The organism is Paenibacillus sp. VCA1, from assembly GCF_031583795.1.
Classification (GTDB): domain Bacteria; phylum Bacillota; class Bacilli; order Paenibacillales; family Paenibacillaceae; genus Paenibacillus_AQ; species Paenibacillus_AQ albilobatus.
The window spans coordinates 310,587-327,219 of the sequence record NZ_JAVLSX010000005.1; the positions used below are offsets into that span (position 1 = coordinate 310,587).

16 protein-coding genes are annotated in these 16,633 nt (G+C 53.9%); all 16 read left to right on the forward strand.

Features of this window, described 5'->3' with window-relative positions; genetic code table 11:
- The first annotated feature begins 16 nt into the window (after positions 1 to 16).
- Positions 17 to 994, forward strand: a complete 978-nt coding sequence (locus RJP21_RS13315) for a DHH family phosphoesterase (RefSeq protein WP_310859682.1) — start codon at positions 17 to 19, stop codon at positions 992 to 994.
- Entirely contained in the window at positions 991 to 1,908 is a 918-nt protein-coding gene (gene truB / locus RJP21_RS13320; protein WP_310859683.1) for a tRNA pseudouridine(55) synthase TruB, read from the forward strand. Before RJP21_RS13315 ends, truB begins: the two co-directional genes overlap by 4 nt.
- Positions 1,909 to 1,953: 45 nt before the next feature.
- Positions 1,954 to 2,901, forward strand: coding sequence for a bifunctional riboflavin kinase/FAD synthetase (locus RJP21_RS13325; protein WP_310859684.1), 948 nt, complete (start codon positions 1,954 to 1,956; stop codon positions 2,899 to 2,901).
- A gap of 150 nt (positions 2,902 to 3,051) precedes the next feature.
- Positions 3,052 to 3,321: a 30S ribosomal protein S15 gene (gene rpsO, locus RJP21_RS13330; protein ID WP_160037420.1), complete on the forward strand. Its 270-nt coding sequence runs from the start codon at positions 3,052 to 3,054 to the stop codon at positions 3,319 to 3,321.
- A gap of 146 nt (positions 3,322 to 3,467) precedes the next feature.
- Complete coding sequence (gene pnp, locus RJP21_RS13335; protein ID WP_310859685.1) at positions 3,468 to 5,573, forward strand: polyribonucleotide nucleotidyltransferase; 2,106 nt, start codon at positions 3,468 to 3,470, stop codon at positions 5,571 to 5,573.
- Between the two features lie 157 nt (positions 5,574 to 5,730).
- Positions 5,731 to 6,717: a polysaccharide deacetylase family protein gene (locus tag RJP21_RS13340; protein ID WP_310859686.1), complete on the forward strand. Its 987-nt coding sequence runs from the start codon at positions 5,731 to 5,733 to the stop codon at positions 6,715 to 6,717.
- 77 nt (positions 6,718 to 6,794) lie between these two features.
- On the forward strand, positions 6,795 to 8,063 hold the full coding sequence (locus RJP21_RS13345; protein WP_310859687.1) for a M16 family metallopeptidase: 1,269 nt from the start codon (positions 6,795 to 6,797) through the stop codon (positions 8,061 to 8,063).
- Positions 8,032 to 8,484, forward strand: coding sequence for a dUTP diphosphatase (gene dut, locus RJP21_RS13350; protein WP_310859688.1), 453 nt, complete (start codon positions 8,032 to 8,034; stop codon positions 8,482 to 8,484). The genes RJP21_RS13345 and dut overlap by 32 nt, the downstream gene beginning before the upstream one ends.
- A gap of 180 nt (positions 8,485 to 8,664) precedes the next feature.
- Complete coding sequence (gene dpsA, locus RJP21_RS13355; RefSeq protein ID WP_160037425.1) at positions 8,665 to 9,564, forward strand: dipicolinate synthase subunit DpsA; 900 nt, start codon at positions 8,665 to 8,667, stop codon at positions 9,562 to 9,564.
- Positions 9,561 to 10,157 carry a dipicolinate synthase subunit B gene (locus RJP21_RS13360; RefSeq protein WP_160037426.1) on the forward strand — a complete coding sequence of 199 codons (597 nt, stop codon included), beginning with the start codon at positions 9,561 to 9,563 and terminating at the stop codon, positions 10,155 to 10,157. The genes dpsA and RJP21_RS13360 overlap by 4 nt, the downstream gene beginning before the upstream one ends.
- 437 nt (positions 10,158 to 10,594) lie before the next feature.
- The gene (gene dapG, locus RJP21_RS13365; RefSeq protein ID WP_160037427.1) at positions 10,595 to 11,812 is read left to right on the forward strand and encodes an aspartate kinase; all 1,218 of its coding nucleotides are present in this window, start codon (positions 10,595 to 10,597) and stop codon (positions 11,810 to 11,812) included.
- 129 nt (positions 11,813 to 11,941) lie between these two features.
- Positions 11,942 to 12,829, forward strand: coding sequence for a 4-hydroxy-tetrahydrodipicolinate synthase (gene dapA, locus RJP21_RS13370; protein WP_310859689.1), 888 nt, complete (start codon positions 11,942 to 11,944; stop codon positions 12,827 to 12,829).
- A 232-nt stretch (positions 12,830 to 13,061) separates the two neighbouring features.
- Positions 13,062 to 14,741, forward strand: coding sequence for a ribonuclease J (locus tag RJP21_RS13375; protein WP_310859690.1), 1,680 nt, complete (start codon positions 13,062 to 13,064; stop codon positions 14,739 to 14,741).
- A 287-nt stretch (positions 14,742 to 15,028) separates the two neighbouring features.
- A complete protein-coding gene (locus tag RJP21_RS13380) occupies positions 15,029 to 15,457 on the forward strand; it encodes a CBS domain-containing protein (RefSeq protein WP_310859691.1) in 429 nt (142 codons plus the stop codon).
- Between the two features lie 143 nt (positions 15,458 to 15,600).
- Positions 15,601 to 16,356, forward strand: coding sequence for a ClpP family protease (locus RJP21_RS13385; RefSeq protein ID WP_397386212.1), 756 nt, complete (start codon positions 15,601 to 15,603; stop codon positions 16,354 to 16,356).
- Positions 16,353 to 16,571: a YlzJ-like family protein gene (locus RJP21_RS13390; protein WP_310859692.1), complete on the forward strand. Its 219-nt coding sequence runs from the start codon at positions 16,353 to 16,355 to the stop codon at positions 16,569 to 16,571. The genes RJP21_RS13385 and RJP21_RS13390 overlap by 4 nt, the downstream gene beginning before the upstream one ends.
- Positions 16,572 to 16,633: the final 62 nt, after the last annotated feature.

Sequence of the window (16,633 nt, forward strand, 5' to 3'; positions counted from 1 at the left end):
TTTAAAGGAGAAGGCGATGCAGACCTATGAACAGTCGCTTGAGCAGGCCAAGCAGTTTCTGCTGAAGCATGATGATTATTTAGTAGTGTCGCATATTCAGCCAGATGGAGATGCAGTCAGTTCCACCGTAGCCGTGGGCTGGCTTCTCTCATGTCTGGGCAAAAAATTCACTCTGATCAATGAGGGGCCGATCCCGGAGAGGATGCGGTTTCTGCTCATGGCGGACCGGATCGTGAACATGGAGCAGCAGCCTCTTGACCGCATGTTCGGACATGTCATCTGCGTGGATTGCGCCGATTTTGCCCGGGTCGGACAAACCGCCCGGTATTTTGCCGAAGATGCGATGATTCTGAATATCGATCATCATCCAACCAACAACGGCTACGGCAGCGTCGCCCTGATTAAGCCGGATGCCGCCGCCACGGCTGAAATTTTGCATGACTTGATCGACGCTTGCGGGCTCGAGTGGACGACGGACATCGCGACAGCGATTTATACCGGGCTTTTGACGGATACCGGGGGTTTCCGCTATTCGAACACGTCGCCGAAGGTGATGAGCATTGCTTCGGAGCTTCTTGGATACGGCGTAAACGGGCCCGAATTATGTGAGACTCTGCTGGAATCGATGTCGTTGCCGCAAATGAAAGTGCTCGTAAAGGCGCTCAGCACGATGGAGATGACGCCTGACGGCAAAATTTGCTGGGTTTACGTCACCCCGGAACATATGCAGGAAGCGGGAGCTTCGAACGAAGATCTGGAAGGGATCGTGAATTATCCCCGGAACATTCAAGGCGTCGAGGTCGGCATTTTATTTAAAGTCATCCATGATCATGCCGTGAAGGTCAGTCTTCGTTCGGCGGGCAACGTCGACGTTGCAGCGCTGGCCCAAAGCTTTGGAGGCGGAGGGCATGTCCGGGCCGCGGGCTGTAGACTCGAAGCCAACCTCGAAAGCTCCATCGAGCAGGTAATAGAGCGGGTGAAGTCGCTGTTATGAGTCTGGAAGGAATTTTGGCCGTTCATAAGCCGGCAGGGATGACCTCGCATGATGTCGTGGCGAAAACGCGCCGCATTTTAAAGATGAAGCGGATCGGGCACACCGGCACGCTGGATCCTGAAGTGACGGGCGTGCTTCCGCTTTGCCTGGGCAGGGCGACGCGGGTCGTCGAATATATGCAGGAGCTGCCGAAAGAATACGAAGCGACGCTGAGGCTTGGGATGGCAACCGACACCGAAGATTTGACAGGCAACGTGACCGCACAGGTCGACCGGGTGAACGTTACCCCGGAGGAAGCGGAAAAGGCGCTGAAGACATTCCTGGGCACCATTTCCCAGGTTCCGCCGATGTACTCGGCGGTAAAAGTCGACGGAAAACGGCTTTATGAGCTGGCGCGCGAAGGCAAAACGGTCGAGCGCAAGAGCCGCGAAGTGACCATTTACGAAATTGAGATGAAAGGCCATGAATGGCATGGGCCGTTTCTCGATATTTCCTTCAGGGCGCTTTGCTCCAAAGGCACCTACATCCGTACGCTTTGCGTCGATATCGGCAAGGCGCTTGGCTTGCCGGCGACGATGGTCCAATTGAAGCGAACGATGTCCGCGGGGATTTCCGACTCGGAATGCCTGACGCTTGCGGAAATCGAACGTTTGATGGACGAAGGCAGGCTGCAGGAGCATCTGATCAAGGTTGACCATGCCATCAGGCATTTACCGGCGCATACCGTATCGGACGAAAAAGCCGCGGCCGCGCTGCAGGGACAGAGGCTCTCCGGAAGGGCGGTAACGCCGGAGGTGCGCTCCCCTGGCTGCATCCGCCTGTATGATAGCGCAGGCGCGTTTCTCGGGATCTTTGAAAAACAGGAAGAGTCTGGGGCCATTGCGCCGGTAAAAGTATTTTTGCCGGGGACATAAGCGGCCGCGAACGGATATTTCAATCGAAATGCAGGTGAGAACGCTGTGAAGACTGTACATTTAACCTATCCTTTGTCCGCCGGCATCATCAGGGAAAACGCGGGTCCGCAAATCGCCGCGATCGGACAATTCGACGGCGTGCATCAGGGGCATGCAAGCGTGATCGGTTCCGCCGTCCGGCTAGCCGGGGAGCAGGGCGTTCCGAGCGCAGTCATGACCTTTCACCCTCATCCGAAGGACGTCATGAAAAAAGGCAACTACGAAGGAAACTTAACGCCGCTATTGGAGAAGCAGGAGCTTTTGGCCGAGCTGGGCGTGGATATTTTGTATGTGGTGGAGTTCAGCGAGGCTTTTTCCAAGCTGAGCCCGCAGGCTTTCGTCGAAGGCATGCTGCTGCAGCTTGGCGTACGGACCGCGATCGTCGGTTTCGACTTCCGCTTTGGCCATAAGGGGGCTGGGGATGCAAACATGCTCCGCCAGCTGGGAGGCGGAAACATGAACGTCGAAATCATCCCGCCTTTCGAGCGGGAAGGCGAAAAAGTGAGCAGCTCTTCGATCCGCAAAGCGCTGCAGAGCGGGGAACTGGATGAAGCGAACCGGCTGCTCGGCAGGCCGTACCGGCTGCGGGGGGTGGTGGTCGACGGCGACAAGCGGGGAAAATCGATCGGATTTCCGACGGCTAACCTGCGCTTGCTCGACCGTTACGTCGTGCCCGCCAAAGGCGTGTACGCGGTCCGCTCGTTTATTGAAGGCGAGTGGGTGCCCGGCGTGATGAATTTGGGAGTCAAGCCGACCTTCCAGGAGAACGTCGCCGCTCCAAGCTTTGAGGTTCATCTCCTGGATTTTGACCGGGACATCTATGGCAAACAGATGACCGTGGATCTGATATCCTACATCCGGGCGGAACGGAAATTCCCTTCCATCCAGGAGCTGATCGCTCAAATTCAGGCCGATACCGAAACGGCGGAAAAGATTTTGAGCCCGTCCCCATAATCGGACTTGGCGAACATTTACTTTTGCTGCCCAAGTATGCTATACTGATAAGCGTCGCTGGAAACAGCGGCGGTAACCTTGGCTTGGTTACACGATCTCACCGACGGTAACGAGGCTAATGGCGATTATCTACTTAAGGAGGTGAACAGGATGGCATTGACTCAAGAACGTAAACAACAACTGATCGAAGAGCACAAAACTCATGAATCCGACACAGGATCCCCAGAGGTGCAAATTGCTATCCTTACGGAGAACATTACGAACCTGACTGATCACTTGCGTACGCACAAGAAAGACCATCATTCCCGCCGCGGATTGCTGAAAATGGTCGGTCAACGCCGTAAGCTGTTGGCATACTTGAAAAACAAAGATGTTAACCGCTACAGCGCTCTGATTGAAAAACTCGGATTGCGCCGTTAATATCCGTATGGTCTACTTAAAGCAGCCTGGTTGTTCGCCGTTTGTCCTTTTCGGAGTGACAGCGGAGCAACCGGGTTGCTTTTTATGCAGGCCTTATATGAATTGACCCAAAGCTGGGAATAATGTGTATTAAAAGGAGGGATTTCATGGAAAGTCGTGTCGAAATGCAGTTGGGCGGAAGACCCCTGATCCTTGAAACCGGACGACTCGCCAAACAGGCCAACGCGGCAGTAATGGTCCGTTATGGGGAAACCGCCGTACTTTGTACTGTGACTGCTTCCAGTGAACCTAAAGATTTGGATTTTTTTCCGCTGACCGTCAACTATGAAGAAAGATTGTATGCGGTCGGCAAAATTCCGGGAGGCTTCATTAAACGCGAAGGACGTCCAAGCGAAAAAGCGATTCTCGCCAGCCGCCTGACGGACCGTCCGATCCGCCCGCTTTTCCCTGAAGGATTCCGCAATGATGTACAAGTCCTTAATCTTGTCATGAGCGTGGATCAAGACTGTTCTCCGGAAATCGCCGCGATGATCGGAACCTCGGCTTCGCTGAGCATTTCCGACGTGCCGTTTAACGGACCGATCGGCGGAGTCGTCGTCGGACGCGTAGACGGACAGTTTATCATCAACCCTACGATCGCGCAGCAGGAAATCAGCGACATTTACGTTGTCGTGTCGGGCACGAAGGACGCCATCATGATGGTGGAGGCCGAAGCCAACGAAGTGCCTGAAGAAATCATGCTTGAAGCGATCATGTACGGTCATGAAGAGATCAAAAAAATCGTCGCAGTCATCGAGGAGCTTGTAGCCAAAGCCGGCAAGCCGAAAATGGAAGTCAAGCTGCATGCGGTGGACGAGGAAGTCAACAAGCAGGTGCGCGAGTATGCCGCAGCCCGATTGGTCGAAGCGGTGCGCATTGCCGAAAAGCATGCCCGCCAAGATGCGATTGACGCCATTAACGACGAAACGGTAGCTTACTTTGAACAGCAATACATAGAGACGCCAGAGCTCTTGAGCGACGTCAAAGAAGTGCTGCATGATATCGTTAAGGAAGAAGTCAGACGTTTGATTACGCATGATAAGGTTCGCCCTGACGGCCGCAAGCTGGATGAAATCCGTCCGATCGAATGCGATACCGGCATTTTGCCGCGCACGCACGGAACGGGCCTGTTTACCCGGGGCCAAACGCAGGCGCTCAGCGTATGTACGCTTGGAGCACTCGGCGACGTGCAAATTTTGGACGGCATCGACCTGCAGGAATCGAAACGCTTCATGCACCATTACAACTTCCCGCCGTTCAGCGTAGGCGAAGCACGTCCGCTCCGCGCTCCTGGACGCCGCGAAATCGGCCATGGCGCCTTGGGCGAAAGAGCGTTGTCGAAGGTTATTCCTTCGGAAACGGAATTCCCGTACACGATCCGTCTCGTTTCGGAGGTGCTGGAATCCAACGGTTCCACGTCCCAGGCGAGCATTTGCGCAAGTACCCTGGCCATGATGGACGCAGGCGTGCCTATTAAGGCTCCGGTTGCAGGGGTAGCCATGGGTCTGATCAAAGACGGGGAGCATGTCTCCATTTTGACCGATATTCAAGGGATGGAAGACCATCTCGGCGATATGGACTTCAAAGTGGCCGGCACCTCGGAAGGCGTAACCGCCATTCAGATGGACATCAAAATCGACGGCATCGACCGCCAGATTTTGCAGGACGCATTAAAACAGGCGAGAGAAGGACGGATGTTCATCCTGAGCAAGATGATGGAAGCCATCCAAAAGCCGCGGGAAACGTTGTCTCCTTATGCGCCTAAAATTATCGTCATGAACATCAATCCGGACAAAATCCGTGATGTCATCGGCGCAGGCGGCAAAATCATCAACAAAATCATCGAGGAAACCGGCGTAAAAATCGACATCGAGCAGGATGGACGTGTATATATCGCTTCTTCGAACGACGAAATGAACCAAAAAGCCCGCTCCATTATCGAAGGCATCGTCCGCGAGGTGCAGGTCGGCGAAATTTACGTCGGCACCGTCAAACGGATCGAGAAATTCGGGGCATTCGTGGAAATTTTGCCGAACAAGGAAGGCCTTGTCCATATTTCCCAGCTGTCCACCGAACGGGTAGCGAAGGTTGAAGACGTCGTGGCCATCGGCGATTCCATTACCGTAAAAGTAACGGAGATCGACCAGCAGGGCCGGATTAACCTGTCCCGCAAGGCGGTTTTGACGGCGGAAGCCAAAACGCAAAAAGCTTAATACAATCGAAAAGATCTTGCAAAGGTCTTGCGAAAGAGGCAGAACGTAACCACTTCTGGCTCTTTTTTTTCCATTTGCCTTCCCTTTACCTCCATTCATATTCCTGTGGACTTGCTCATAAAATGGGACAAAGCGGGTAAGGGAGATGAGCGGAGCTATGAATGGAAGAAGAGGCGCGGTATTGATGGCCTGTTTTGCGATCGTCGTGGGGATTGCCCAGACCGGAGCCGTCGGCGAATACATCCGGGAAACCAGACATCAGGCGGCGGAGGCCAGGACGGCAGAGGCCAGGACAGACGATCCGGCGCAGGATCCCCTTTACAAACAGCTCGTGGAAAAACGGGAGCAGACGAGGATTCAGCCGGTCGACGCGGTCGTGGACCGTGTATGGAAGGCGATTCCAGGGTATAATGGATTGGAAATAGATGTGGACGCAACCTATAAGCAAGCCAAAGCGGCCGGTTCGTCCGCGCCGATTGCATACGTGTACCGCCAAATCCCTCCGAAGGTCAGCCTGGACGACCTGGGCGCGCAGCCGATCTACCGGGGAAATCCGAACAAGCCGATGGTGGGGCTGATGATCAACGTGGCTTGGGGCAACGAATTCATCGTGCCGATGCTGGATATTTTGGATGAGGAGAAGGTAAAGGCTACCTTCTTTTTTGATGGAAGCTGGCTGAAAAAAAATCCTGACCTCGCAAAGGAAATCCAAAAACGGGGCCATGAGCTGGAAAACCATGCTTACACCCATCCCAACATGAGCCAGCTCAGCGAATACCGGGCCACGATGGAGATCAGCAAAACGCAAAAGCTGCTTAAAGAAAGCCTTGGCGTCGACAACAAATGGTTTGCGCCGCCGTCGGGGGATTTTAACCAGCAAACGGTCCGGATTGCCGCCAGCCTCGGCCTGAAAACGGTGCTGTGGACGGTCGACACGGTAGACTGGATGAACCCTTCCCCCGAATCGATCGTGAACAAAATATCGAGGAAAGTGGAGGCGGGCTCCCTCATTTTGATGCATCCGACGTCCTCGTCGTCCCAATCGCTCCGGGGCATGATCCGGGTGATCAAAAACAAAGGGCTGATGCCGGGAACGGTGAGCCAGACGCTTTCGCCCGAACGCGTTCTTCCGCGAAGCGGTTGAGCGGGACTCCGTTTTTTGGTAGGATAGGGGATGCGTTAAAGGCAGTGATTGATATTATTTTAGGAGGGCCTAGCCTTGTGAAAAAAATAAAGCTTACGAACGGCCTTAGGGTGGTCATGGAGAAAATTCCGACTTGCCGGTCGGTTTCTTTTGGGATCTGGGTGAAAACGGGCTCGCGTCATGAAACACCCGATAATAACGGCGTTTCGCATTTTATCGAGCATATGCTGTTTAAAGGCACCGAGCGTTACGACGCCAAAGACATCGCCGAACAATTCGACGCCATCGGCGGCAACGTCAACGCGTTTACGTCGAAGGAGTATACCTGTTATTACGCCAAGGTGCTGGATGAGCATCTGCCGATCGCCGTGGACGTGTTGTCGGATATGTTTTTCCGGTCCGTTCTGGATGAAGGGGAACTCGCCAAAGAGAAAAACGTCATCCTCGAGGAAATCGCCATGTACGAAGATACGCCGGACGATCTTGTGCATGATTTGATGGCGAAAGCCGTATACGGGGGACATCCGCTCGCTTATCCGATTTTGGGCACGAAGCAGCAGTTGGACCCGATGGGGCCGGCGGAGCTCCGGGCTTACATGAAGGAGCATTACACCGTCGAAAATACGGTGATCAGCGTGGCCGGTAACATCGATGACGGCGTCGTGGAGCTGCTAGAGCGCCATTTCGGCCATTTCGGCAACCACCGCGACGTGAAGGGCATTGCCGCGCCGGGGTTCCACAGCGATATTTTGTTCCATAAAAAGAAAACGGAGCAAAACCATATTTGCTTGTCCCTGCCGGGCTGCTCCATTCATGATCCGCTGCAGTACGCCATGATTTTGTTGAACAACACGATCGGCGGCGGGATGAGTTCGAGACTGTTCCAGGAAATCCGCGAAAAGCGGGGCCTGGCTTATTCCGTTTATTCGTACCACAGCTCCAACGAGGACAGCGGATTGTTTACGGTTTATGCAGGCACCGCGCCCAAACAGACCAAGGACGTGCTCGACCTGACCAAAGAGGTGCTTGCGGACATCGCCCGTAACGGCATCACGGAAGACGAGCTCCGCAAAGGGAAGGAACAGCTGAAGGGAAGTTTGATCTTGAGCCTTGAGGGCACGGGCAGCCGGATGAACCGGCTCGGGAAAAACGAGCTGATGCTCGGAAAACACTATTCCTTGGACGAAATGATTGATAAAATAGAGCATGTCGGCATGAAGGACATCGACGACGTTTTGGACAGAATGTTCGGCGAACCTTTTGCGCTGGCGATGGTCGGAGCATCGGACAAAGCAATTGCTGGATTAAGAAGGGATGATTTCGTTGTATTACGTTCAAATTCATAAGCTTCCGGGTCATGACGACGTGAAACTTCCGGAAAAAATGTCCGCGGGCGCATCGGGTTACGACCTGTACGCCGCCGTCGAGGAGCCCGTCGTGCTTCAACCGGGGGAACGCAAGCTGATTCCGACGGGGTTCGCCCTGGCGATGCCGGAAGGCCTTGAAGCGCAGGTTCGTCCGCGCAGCGGGCTTGCTTTGAAGCATGGCATTACATGCCTCAATACGCCGGGAACGATCGACGCGGATTACCGCGGAGAAGTGAAGGTGCTGCTCATTAATTTGGGACAGGAGCCTTTTGCGATCGCCCGGAATGAACGGATTGCCCAAATGGTGTTCCAGGAGGTTCCGCAAATCCGGATCGAACAAGTGGAAACTTTGTCCGAAACCGTCCGCGGAGCCGGAGGATTCGGACATACCGGCAAATAACGGACCAAGGTCCGCCGCATTTTCGCCTGCCGCGAAAGTGACGGCGGATCTTTTATTTTTAACGGGAAGCATCCAAGCCAAGACCGCTGTCGAAGGTTATTTTATCCGCATTTTCACCGAATGGTAGGCTGCCGCATAAGATGCTCCATAACCGTGTTTTTTGAAAGGAGTGACATCCTTATGCTGACAGGAGTCCAAATCGTATTCCTAGGCGGGGATGCGCGGCAGATCGAGGTGATCCGCAAATGTTCGGAGATGGATGCCACCGTCAGCGTCGTCGGTTTTGACAATCTGAAGGAAAAACTCCAGGGAGTGACCAGGGATCATCTGACGGCTGAGCTGCTCGCTGGCGCGGATGTACTGGTCCTTCCTGTCGTGGGCTGTGATGATAACGGCATCATCCATACGCAATTCTCGAATGAGTCGCTCAAACTGCAGGATGAGCATATGGCTGCGCTGCGCAGAGGGTGCAAAATATATACCGGCATGGCAAAGCCTTATTTGCGAAGTTTGTGCGCGCATCACGAGATCAAGTTGGTCGAGCTGCTGGACCGGGATGAGGTGGCGATCAGCAACTCCATTCCGACGTCCGAAGGCGCTCTGGTGATGGCGATTCAGAATACGGATTTTACGATACATGGATCCAGTTGCATGGTGCTGGGACTGGGCAGGACGGGATTCACGATGGCCAAAAGCCTGCAGGGTCTGGGAGCGAATGTCAAAGTGGGAGTCCGCAGCGAAAAGGACGTCGCCCGAGCGGAGGTGATGGGCTGGGAGCCTTTCCTGACAAGGGATTTGGCGGATCATGTGCGCAATATCGACTTGATTTTTAATACGATTCCGACTATGATAGTCACAGCACAAATCCTGTCTAGAATGCCTCAAAGCGCCGTCATTATTGACCTCGCTTCCGCTCCCGGGGGATGCGATTTCCGGTATGCGGAGAAGCGGGGAATCAAGGCGCTGCTTGCCCCAGGCCTTCCCGGAATCGTGGCTCCCAAAACGGCTGGTTCGATCATCGCGAACACGTTGGTACAGTTGATTTCGGATGAGTCCAAAACTCGGGGGGATGGAGTATGAATTGGCAGGGTAAAACGGTAGGTTATGCAGTTACAGGATCGCACTGCACGCTTGAAGAAATCATGCCGCAGGTGAAGCGGTTTGTGGACGGCGGCGCCAACGTGGTGCCGATCGTATCCGGCTCGGTGCAAACGACGGATACACGTTTTGGTACGGCTCAGAATTGGCTTCAGCAGCTTAAAGAAATGACGGGAAACGACCTTATTTCCTCGATTGTCGAAGCGGAGCCGCTGGGACCGTCCAAATTGCTCGATGTGCTGGTCATTGCCCCATGCACCGGAAATACGACAAGCAAGCTGGCCAACGCGATGACCGACAGCCCGGTTCTTATGGCCGCCAAAGCCCAAATGAGGAACCAGCGCCCGCTTGTGCTGGCGATTTCCACGAATGACGGGCTTGGGCTCAATGCTTCCAACATCGCTAGGCTTTTAATTACGAAAAATATTTATTTTGTTCCGTTCGGTCAAGATAACCCTTATCAGAAGCCGAATTCGCTTGTGGCCCAAATGGATTTGATCCCTGAGGCCTGCTACGCAGCACTGGAAGGAAGACAGCTTCAGCCCATGATCCTGCAACGGGTGTTTTCGGCTTAAGCGGTCTATATCCCTCCGCTGCTTCACCATCCTGAAGGCAGCCGCATGAACGGTCCGCGGCCGGTCATTTCGGTGCGTACCGTCCATGCGACGGCAGCATGCGGCCGTAACCCTGTCGTTTGCGGTCACTTTGAAACTGTTTTTGACGAACTAGAGAAAGACTATGAACTTGAAGACGTGAAATTGTTGGAGGAAGCGCCGGAGTTTGCCCGCTCGGCTGCCCCGCTTCCCGCACCTATCCGCTTGCGACAGATGCCGCAGGAAACCGGACGTTGTACGTAGGGCGATTGCGCCGTAATCCCGGCGACAACCAGCCCGAAATATCCTATGTTTATCGATATTTCCGTAGCAGGGTGCAGGCGCTTCAATGCTGTCCGGGGTAGCCGAGAACTGCAGCCAAACGTTCCGCGCGTTCTTAGTCGTATGGAGGAATGGAAATGAGTATTTTAGTACAAAAATTCGGTGGTACATCGTTGTCAACGCCGGAGGCAAGAGAGTTTGTTATAGGCCACATCAAACGCGAACTGTCCGCCGGATATCAGCTGGTCGTCGTTGTGTCGGCAATGGGGCGCAAAGGCGAACCGTATGCTACAGACACGCTCTTGGACTGGGCGGCCCAAAACGGCGATGCTCTCCCTGCACGCGAAAGGGATTTATTGCTGTGCTGCGGTGAAATCATATCCGCAGCCACCTTGTGCAGCCTGCTTGAGCGCGAAGGGATCCGTTCAACCGTGTTGACGGGAGCGCAGGCCGGTTTCGTGACCGACGACCACTTCGGCAACGCCCGCATCAAGGATGTTCGTCCGGAGCGGGTGCGTACCGAGCTGGAGACCCATCAAGTCGTCATCGTAACGGGCTTTCAAGGCCAGGCGGAATCGGGCGACTTCACGACGCTGGGAAGGGGAGGAAGCGACACCTCCGCTACGGCGCTCGGCGCGGCGCTTCATGCGGAAATGGTTGATATCTATACGGACGTCAACGGCATTTTGACCGCCGATCCAAGAATTGTCGAGGACGCCAAACCTTTGCCTGTCGTCAGTTATGCGGAAATATGCAACATGGCGCAGTACGGAGCCAAAGTGATCCACCCGCGTGCCGTCGAAATCGCCATGCAGGCCCAAATCCCCGTGCGGGTGCGTTCAACGTTTTCCGAGGATGAGGGGACGCTGGTGACTCAGCCGGAAGGCTTTAAGGATGTTCAGCTTGGCATCATGGACCGCTACGTGACGGGTATCGCTTACGTAAGCAACGTTACGCAAATTACGGTCGACTGCGAAGATGGAAGCCATAATCTTCAGCTCCAAGTATTTAAAGCGATGGCCGAAAATTCCATAAGCGTCGACTTTATTAATGTTACCCCAACCGGGGCGGTCTATACGGTATTTGACTTCGATTCGGACCGGGCGTTAACGGTCCTGCGGGAACTCGGCTTTGAGCCCAAGGCCCTGTCGGGCTGCGCCAAGGTTTCGGTGATCGGCGGAGGCATCAACGGGGTGCCGGGAATCATGGCCAAAATCGTCGAATCGCTCAGCGAGCAGAACATACAAATTTTGCAATCCGCGGATTCGAACACGACGATCTGGGTGCTCGTGAAAAAAGAAGATATGGTGCAGGCTCTGCGTGCTCTTCATACCAAATTCGAACTTCATAGATAAAACGAAAACGCCGAGCAGCCGGGCGGGAAAAGGCTCCGCTTTTTCCGGCGCCGAAGGCATGCCCGGGCAATGATATAAAAAACCGCTGCTTGCAAGAGCACGTCCCATCGTTTTGAGGAGGTAATACAAGTGGATTTCGGAAGATTGATAACGGCCATGGTCACGCCATTCGACGAACAGGGAAAAATCAACTGGCAGGAAACGTCGAATCTGATCGATGATTTGATCGAAGAGCAAAAATCGGATTCTCTTGTCGTTTGCGGAACGACGGGCGAGTCTCCGACGTTAAGCGATGAAGAGAAGCTGGAGCTGTTTTCGTTTGCGGTGGAGCATGCGAAAGGCCGCTGCAAAATCATTGCCGGTACCGGCAGCAACAATACGGAGCATTCCATCCATCTGACCCGGGAAGCCGAAAAGCTGGGCGTCGATGGCGTTTTGCTCGTTGTGCCTTATTACAACAAGCCGAGCCAGGAAGGGATGTACCGCCATTTTGAGGCGATCGCGCGCAGCACGAGCCTGCCGGTCATTCTTTACAACGTGCCGGGACGCACCGCTGCAAGCCTTTCGGCCGAAACGACGCTTCGCCTGGCCCGGATTCCGAACGTCGTCGCGACGAAGGAATGCGCGTCCTTGGAACAAGTGACGCTAATCGCTTCCGGAGCACCCGAACATTTCAAGGTTTATTCAGGGGACGATTCCGTCACGCTGCCGGCCATTGCCGTCGGGGCATACGGTATTGTCAGCGTGGCCAGCCATTTGATCGGTTCTTCAATGAAGGACATGATTCAAGCGTATTTGAACGGAGAGGTTGCCGAAGCGGCGAAGCTGCATCAGAAGCTGTTCCCGGTATTCAAGGGATTGTTCGAATGCCCTCATCCTTTGCCGAATCCTTCTGCTTTGAAATACGCGCTGAATCTGCGGGGCAGCTTCGTAGGCGGCGTGCGTTTGCCGCTGATCGATCCGAACGAATCCGAAGCGGCGTTTATCCGAGATCTTGTCGCTTCCCTGAAAGCATAGTGTTTTATTGATAACCGTAACCGAAAAAAATGACAGCGCCCGTCAGGGCGCTGTTTTTTGTACAAATAGAGCCTGCGCTTTCGGGGAACGTTAACACTTACGTGAAGGGTGACTTGTGTTTTACGTTTTTGATCATGTATAATGGGGTCAAGTGACTGGGTGCGGTATATTTTTGAAATTCAAATACTATAAAATGGTACGACGTCCAACACCATAGGAGGTTTAGATTCATTTGTCTAAAAAAAATAATAACGATAAATTGACGATATTTGCATTGGGCGGCGTCGGTGAAATCGGAAAAAACATGTATGTCATTCAATACGCGAATGATATCGTTGTCGTGGATGCCGGCTTGAAGTTCCCTGAAGAGGACATGCTGGGCATCGACATTGTCATCCCCGACATCAGCTACTTGACGGAGAACCGCGACAAAGTGAGAGGCATCTTGCTGACACACGGACACGAGGATCACATCGGCGGATTGCCTTACGTCCTGAAACATCTGAACGTTCCCGTATACGGAACGAAGCTGACGCTGGGCCTCGTCGAGAACAAGCTGAAGGAAGCGAATCTGCTTGGCGAAACGAAGCGGATCCTGATTCACGAGGACTCGGTGGTTCAACTGGGCGCGACGCTCAAGGCGACGTTCTTCAGAACGAACCACAGCATTCCGGATTCGGTCGGCATTTGCATCGCGACGCCGGAAGGCAATGTCGTTCATACGGGCGACTTCAAGTTCGATCATACGCCGGTGAACGGGCAATACGCGAACTTGCAGCGGATGGCTGCCATCGGCGAAGAAGGCGTTTTAGCGCTGTTATCCGACAGCACCAACGCGGAGAAACCTGGATTCACCCCATCGGAGAAAAACGTGGGCATCGTCCTTGAGGATATTTTCCGGAAAGCGTCGCAGCGCGTCGTAATCGCCACGTTTGCTTCCAACGTTCATCGGATTCAGCAGGTCGTCAACGCTGCGGAATCGACTGGACGCAAAATTACGGTCATCGGCCGAAGCATGGTCAATGTCGTGTCCATCGCCGCCGAGCTCGGCTATCTGCATGTGCCGGACGGCATGCTGATCGAGCCGGAAGAAGTGAACAAGATGGCTGCCGATCGGGTCGTCGTATTGTGCACAGGAAGCCAAGGCGAACCGATGTCGGCGCTGACCCGCATGGCCCGCTCTACCCATCGCAAGGTCGATATTTTGCCTGGTGATACCGTTATCATCGCGGCAACCCCGGTACCGGGTAACGAGAAATACGTCGGCCGGACGATCGACGAGCTGTTCCGTTTGGGTGCCGAAGTTATTTACAGCGGCTCAAACTCCGGCGTTCACGTTTCCGGCCACGGCAGCCAGGAAGAACTGAAGCTCATGCTCAACCTGATGAAACCGAAATTTTTCCTTCCGATCCACGGGGAGTACAGAATGCAGCGCAGACATGCGCTCCTGGCGGAATCGGTGGGAGTCGACCCGGACAACATTTTTATTACCGATATCGGCGAAGTGGTCGAGATCCAGAACGGAATGGCGCGGAAAGCCGGTAAAGTTACGGCCGGGAACGTGCTTATCGACGGCCTGGGCGTGGGCGATGTAGGCAATATCGTGCTGCGCGACCGCAAGCTTTTGTCCCAGGACGGCATTTTGGTTGTCGTTGTTACCCTGAGCAAACAGGACGGCACGATTATGTCCGGTCCGGACATTATTTCGAGAGGTTTCGTATATGTGCGCGAATCCGAAGGTTTGCTTGACGAAGCGAACCGCATCGTTTCGAGCACGCTGCAGAAGCTGATGAGCGAGAATGTGAACGAATGGGCTTCCCTCAAAACGGGAGTCAAGGATGCGCTAGGACGTTTCCTCTATGAGCAAACCCGCCGCAGACCTATGATTTTACCGATCATTATGGAAGTGTAACGTTGTTGACATGAAGTGGCAAATGCTTTATATACCAGCACTTTCTTTTACCGTGTTCGTCACTTGACCGGATTTGGCCACATTCACTCATCTACCCTCCCTTCCGTGCAGGTCAAAGTTATGGACGAGGCTTTCCTGCATCCTGATGGGAAAACAACATCAAAAAATGACAGAGCGCAGCATTCCGATTGTTTTCGGGGCTGCGCTTTTTTGCCTCCTTCTGAATAACCGGGAATCCATATGGGGAACAATACGGGGGAATTTCCCATGAGGAGGATCAATCAAACATGACTTTAGTTCGCGACTGCATGACAAAAGACGTTCAGGTATGCGCACCGCACGACACGGCAACGTCGGCCGCAAAAATGATGCGCGACATCAACTGCGGATCGCTTCCGGTTTGCGAAGGCAAAAAAATTATGGGCATGATCACCGACCGCGATATCGTGCTGAAATGCGTGGCCGCCGGCAAGGATCCGGACAGCGTGCACTGCCATGATTGCATGACAAAAGACGTTATCACCTGCTCGCCCGACACCGATGCCCATGAATGCGCCCGTTTGATGGCCGACCATCAAATCCGCCGCATTCCGGTTGTGGAAAACGGAGAAATCGTCGGCATTTGCGCCATCGGCGACCTTGCGACGATCAACATCCATATCAATGAAGCAGGGGAAGCGCTCAGCGAAATTTCCGAACAACAGCAGCTCCATTAGGTTTTCATTACAAAAGCACCCGAAGCGGGTGCTTTTTTTCATCCATGCAATTTCAAGGTACGACAAGGAATAATACCACGCCGATGACCCCCATACTAAACAGAATGAACAACCTTTGATTTGAAAGGATGGGGAAGACAAACATGGCAAATGAAACAGGGCATTTCCGGATGGAGGAACCGGCACCGCCGGAACAGCAGCCGGAAAATCAAACGAAGGCCGCGGTAGAGGCGATTCAGCAGCTCGGTCAAATGAATGTTCCGGCCGCAAACGAGACCAACATCTTTTGTTTGACCATCGTCGGGCAAATTGAAGGCCATATCGTTTTGCCGCCGCAAAATAAAACGACGAAATACGAACATATCATCCCGACGCTCGTTGCAGCCGAACAAAACAAAAATATCGACGGGCTGCTCATTATTTTGAACACCGTCGGCGGCGACGTCGAGGCCGGACTGGCCATCGCCGAAATGATCTCCTCGCTGACCAAACCGACGGTGACGGTCGTTGTCGGCGGGGGACACAGCATCGGCGTTCCGATCGCCGTGTCGTCCACGTATTCGATCATTGCGGAAAGCGCGACGATGACGATTCATCCGATCCGGCTGAACGGGCTGGTCATCGGCGTTCCGCAAACCTTTGAATACATGGAAAAAATGCAGGAACGCGTCGTCCGTTTCGTTACGTCCCATTCACGAATCACGGAATCCCAATTCAAGGAGTTGATGTTCCGAACGGGGGAACTCAACCGGGACGTCGGAACGCCGGTCGGCGGAATCGACGCGGTGAAATACGGCTTGATGGATGAAGTCGGCGGCATCGGGCAGGCCATCACCAAGCTCAATCAACTCATCGACGAACGCAAACGAACCGGGGAAACGGAGGGAATCAAGCAATGACGCTGCATACGGTCATGCCTCTGGAGGCGGTTTGGGAAAAACAAGGCGAGGATGCGCCGACGACGGAGGTGCGGATTCGGGGCATATTGATGGAAGTGAAGCCGATGGATTATAACCGTGTACAAGTTGTCCGTTTGCTGGACGGTCCTCTTGACTCCTACCTGGACCCGTCGTATGCTCCCGGCAGCATCATTCAATATGCTCCTGTAACGTAAAGCGATTTCGAAAAACAGAACATAGGTGCCCACGGTATTATATGGTATAATGAGGTTCCGGG

Bases quoted from the DNA above. Each gene is read 5' to 3' on its own strand.
- RJP21_RS13315 (WP_310859682.1), top strand. From the start codon at position 17: ATGCAGACCTATGAACAGTCGCTTGAGCAGGCCAAGCAGTTTCTGCTG.
- dpsA (WP_160037425.1), top strand. From the start codon at position 8,665: ATGCTGACAGGAGTCCAAATCGTATTCCTAGGCGGGGATGCGCGGCAG.
- dut (WP_310859688.1), top strand. From the start codon at position 8,032: ATGATTTCGTTGTATTACGTTCAAATTCATAAGCTTCCGGGTCATGAC.
- RJP21_RS13380 (WP_310859691.1), top strand. From the start codon at position 15,029: ATGACTTTAGTTCGCGACTGCATGACAAAAGACGTTCAGGTATGCGCA.
- truB (WP_310859683.1), top strand. From the start codon at position 991: ATGAGTCTGGAAGGAATTTTGGCCGTTCATAAGCCGGCAGGGATGACC.
- dapG (WP_160037427.1), top strand. From the start codon at position 10,595: ATGAGTATTTTAGTACAAAAATTCGGTGGTACATCGTTGTCAACGCCG.
- rpsO (WP_160037420.1), top strand. From the start codon at position 3,052: ATGGCATTGACTCAAGAACGTAAACAACAACTGATCGAAGAGCACAAA.
- RJP21_RS13340 (WP_310859686.1), top strand. From the start codon at position 5,731: ATGAATGGAAGAAGAGGCGCGGTATTGATGGCCTGTTTTGCGATCGTC.
- RJP21_RS13385 (WP_397386212.1), top strand. From the start codon at position 15,601: ATGGCAAATGAAACAGGGCATTTCCGGATGGAGGAACCGGCACCGCCG.
- pnp (WP_310859685.1), top strand. From the start codon at position 3,468: ATGGAAAGTCGTGTCGAAATGCAGTTGGGCGGAAGACCCCTGATCCTT.
- RJP21_RS13360 (WP_160037426.1), top strand. From the start codon at position 9,561: ATGAATTGGCAGGGTAAAACGGTAGGTTATGCAGTTACAGGATCGCAC.
- RJP21_RS13390 (WP_310859692.1), top strand. From the start codon at position 16,353: ATGACGCTGCATACGGTCATGCCTCTGGAGGCGGTTTGGGAAAAACAA.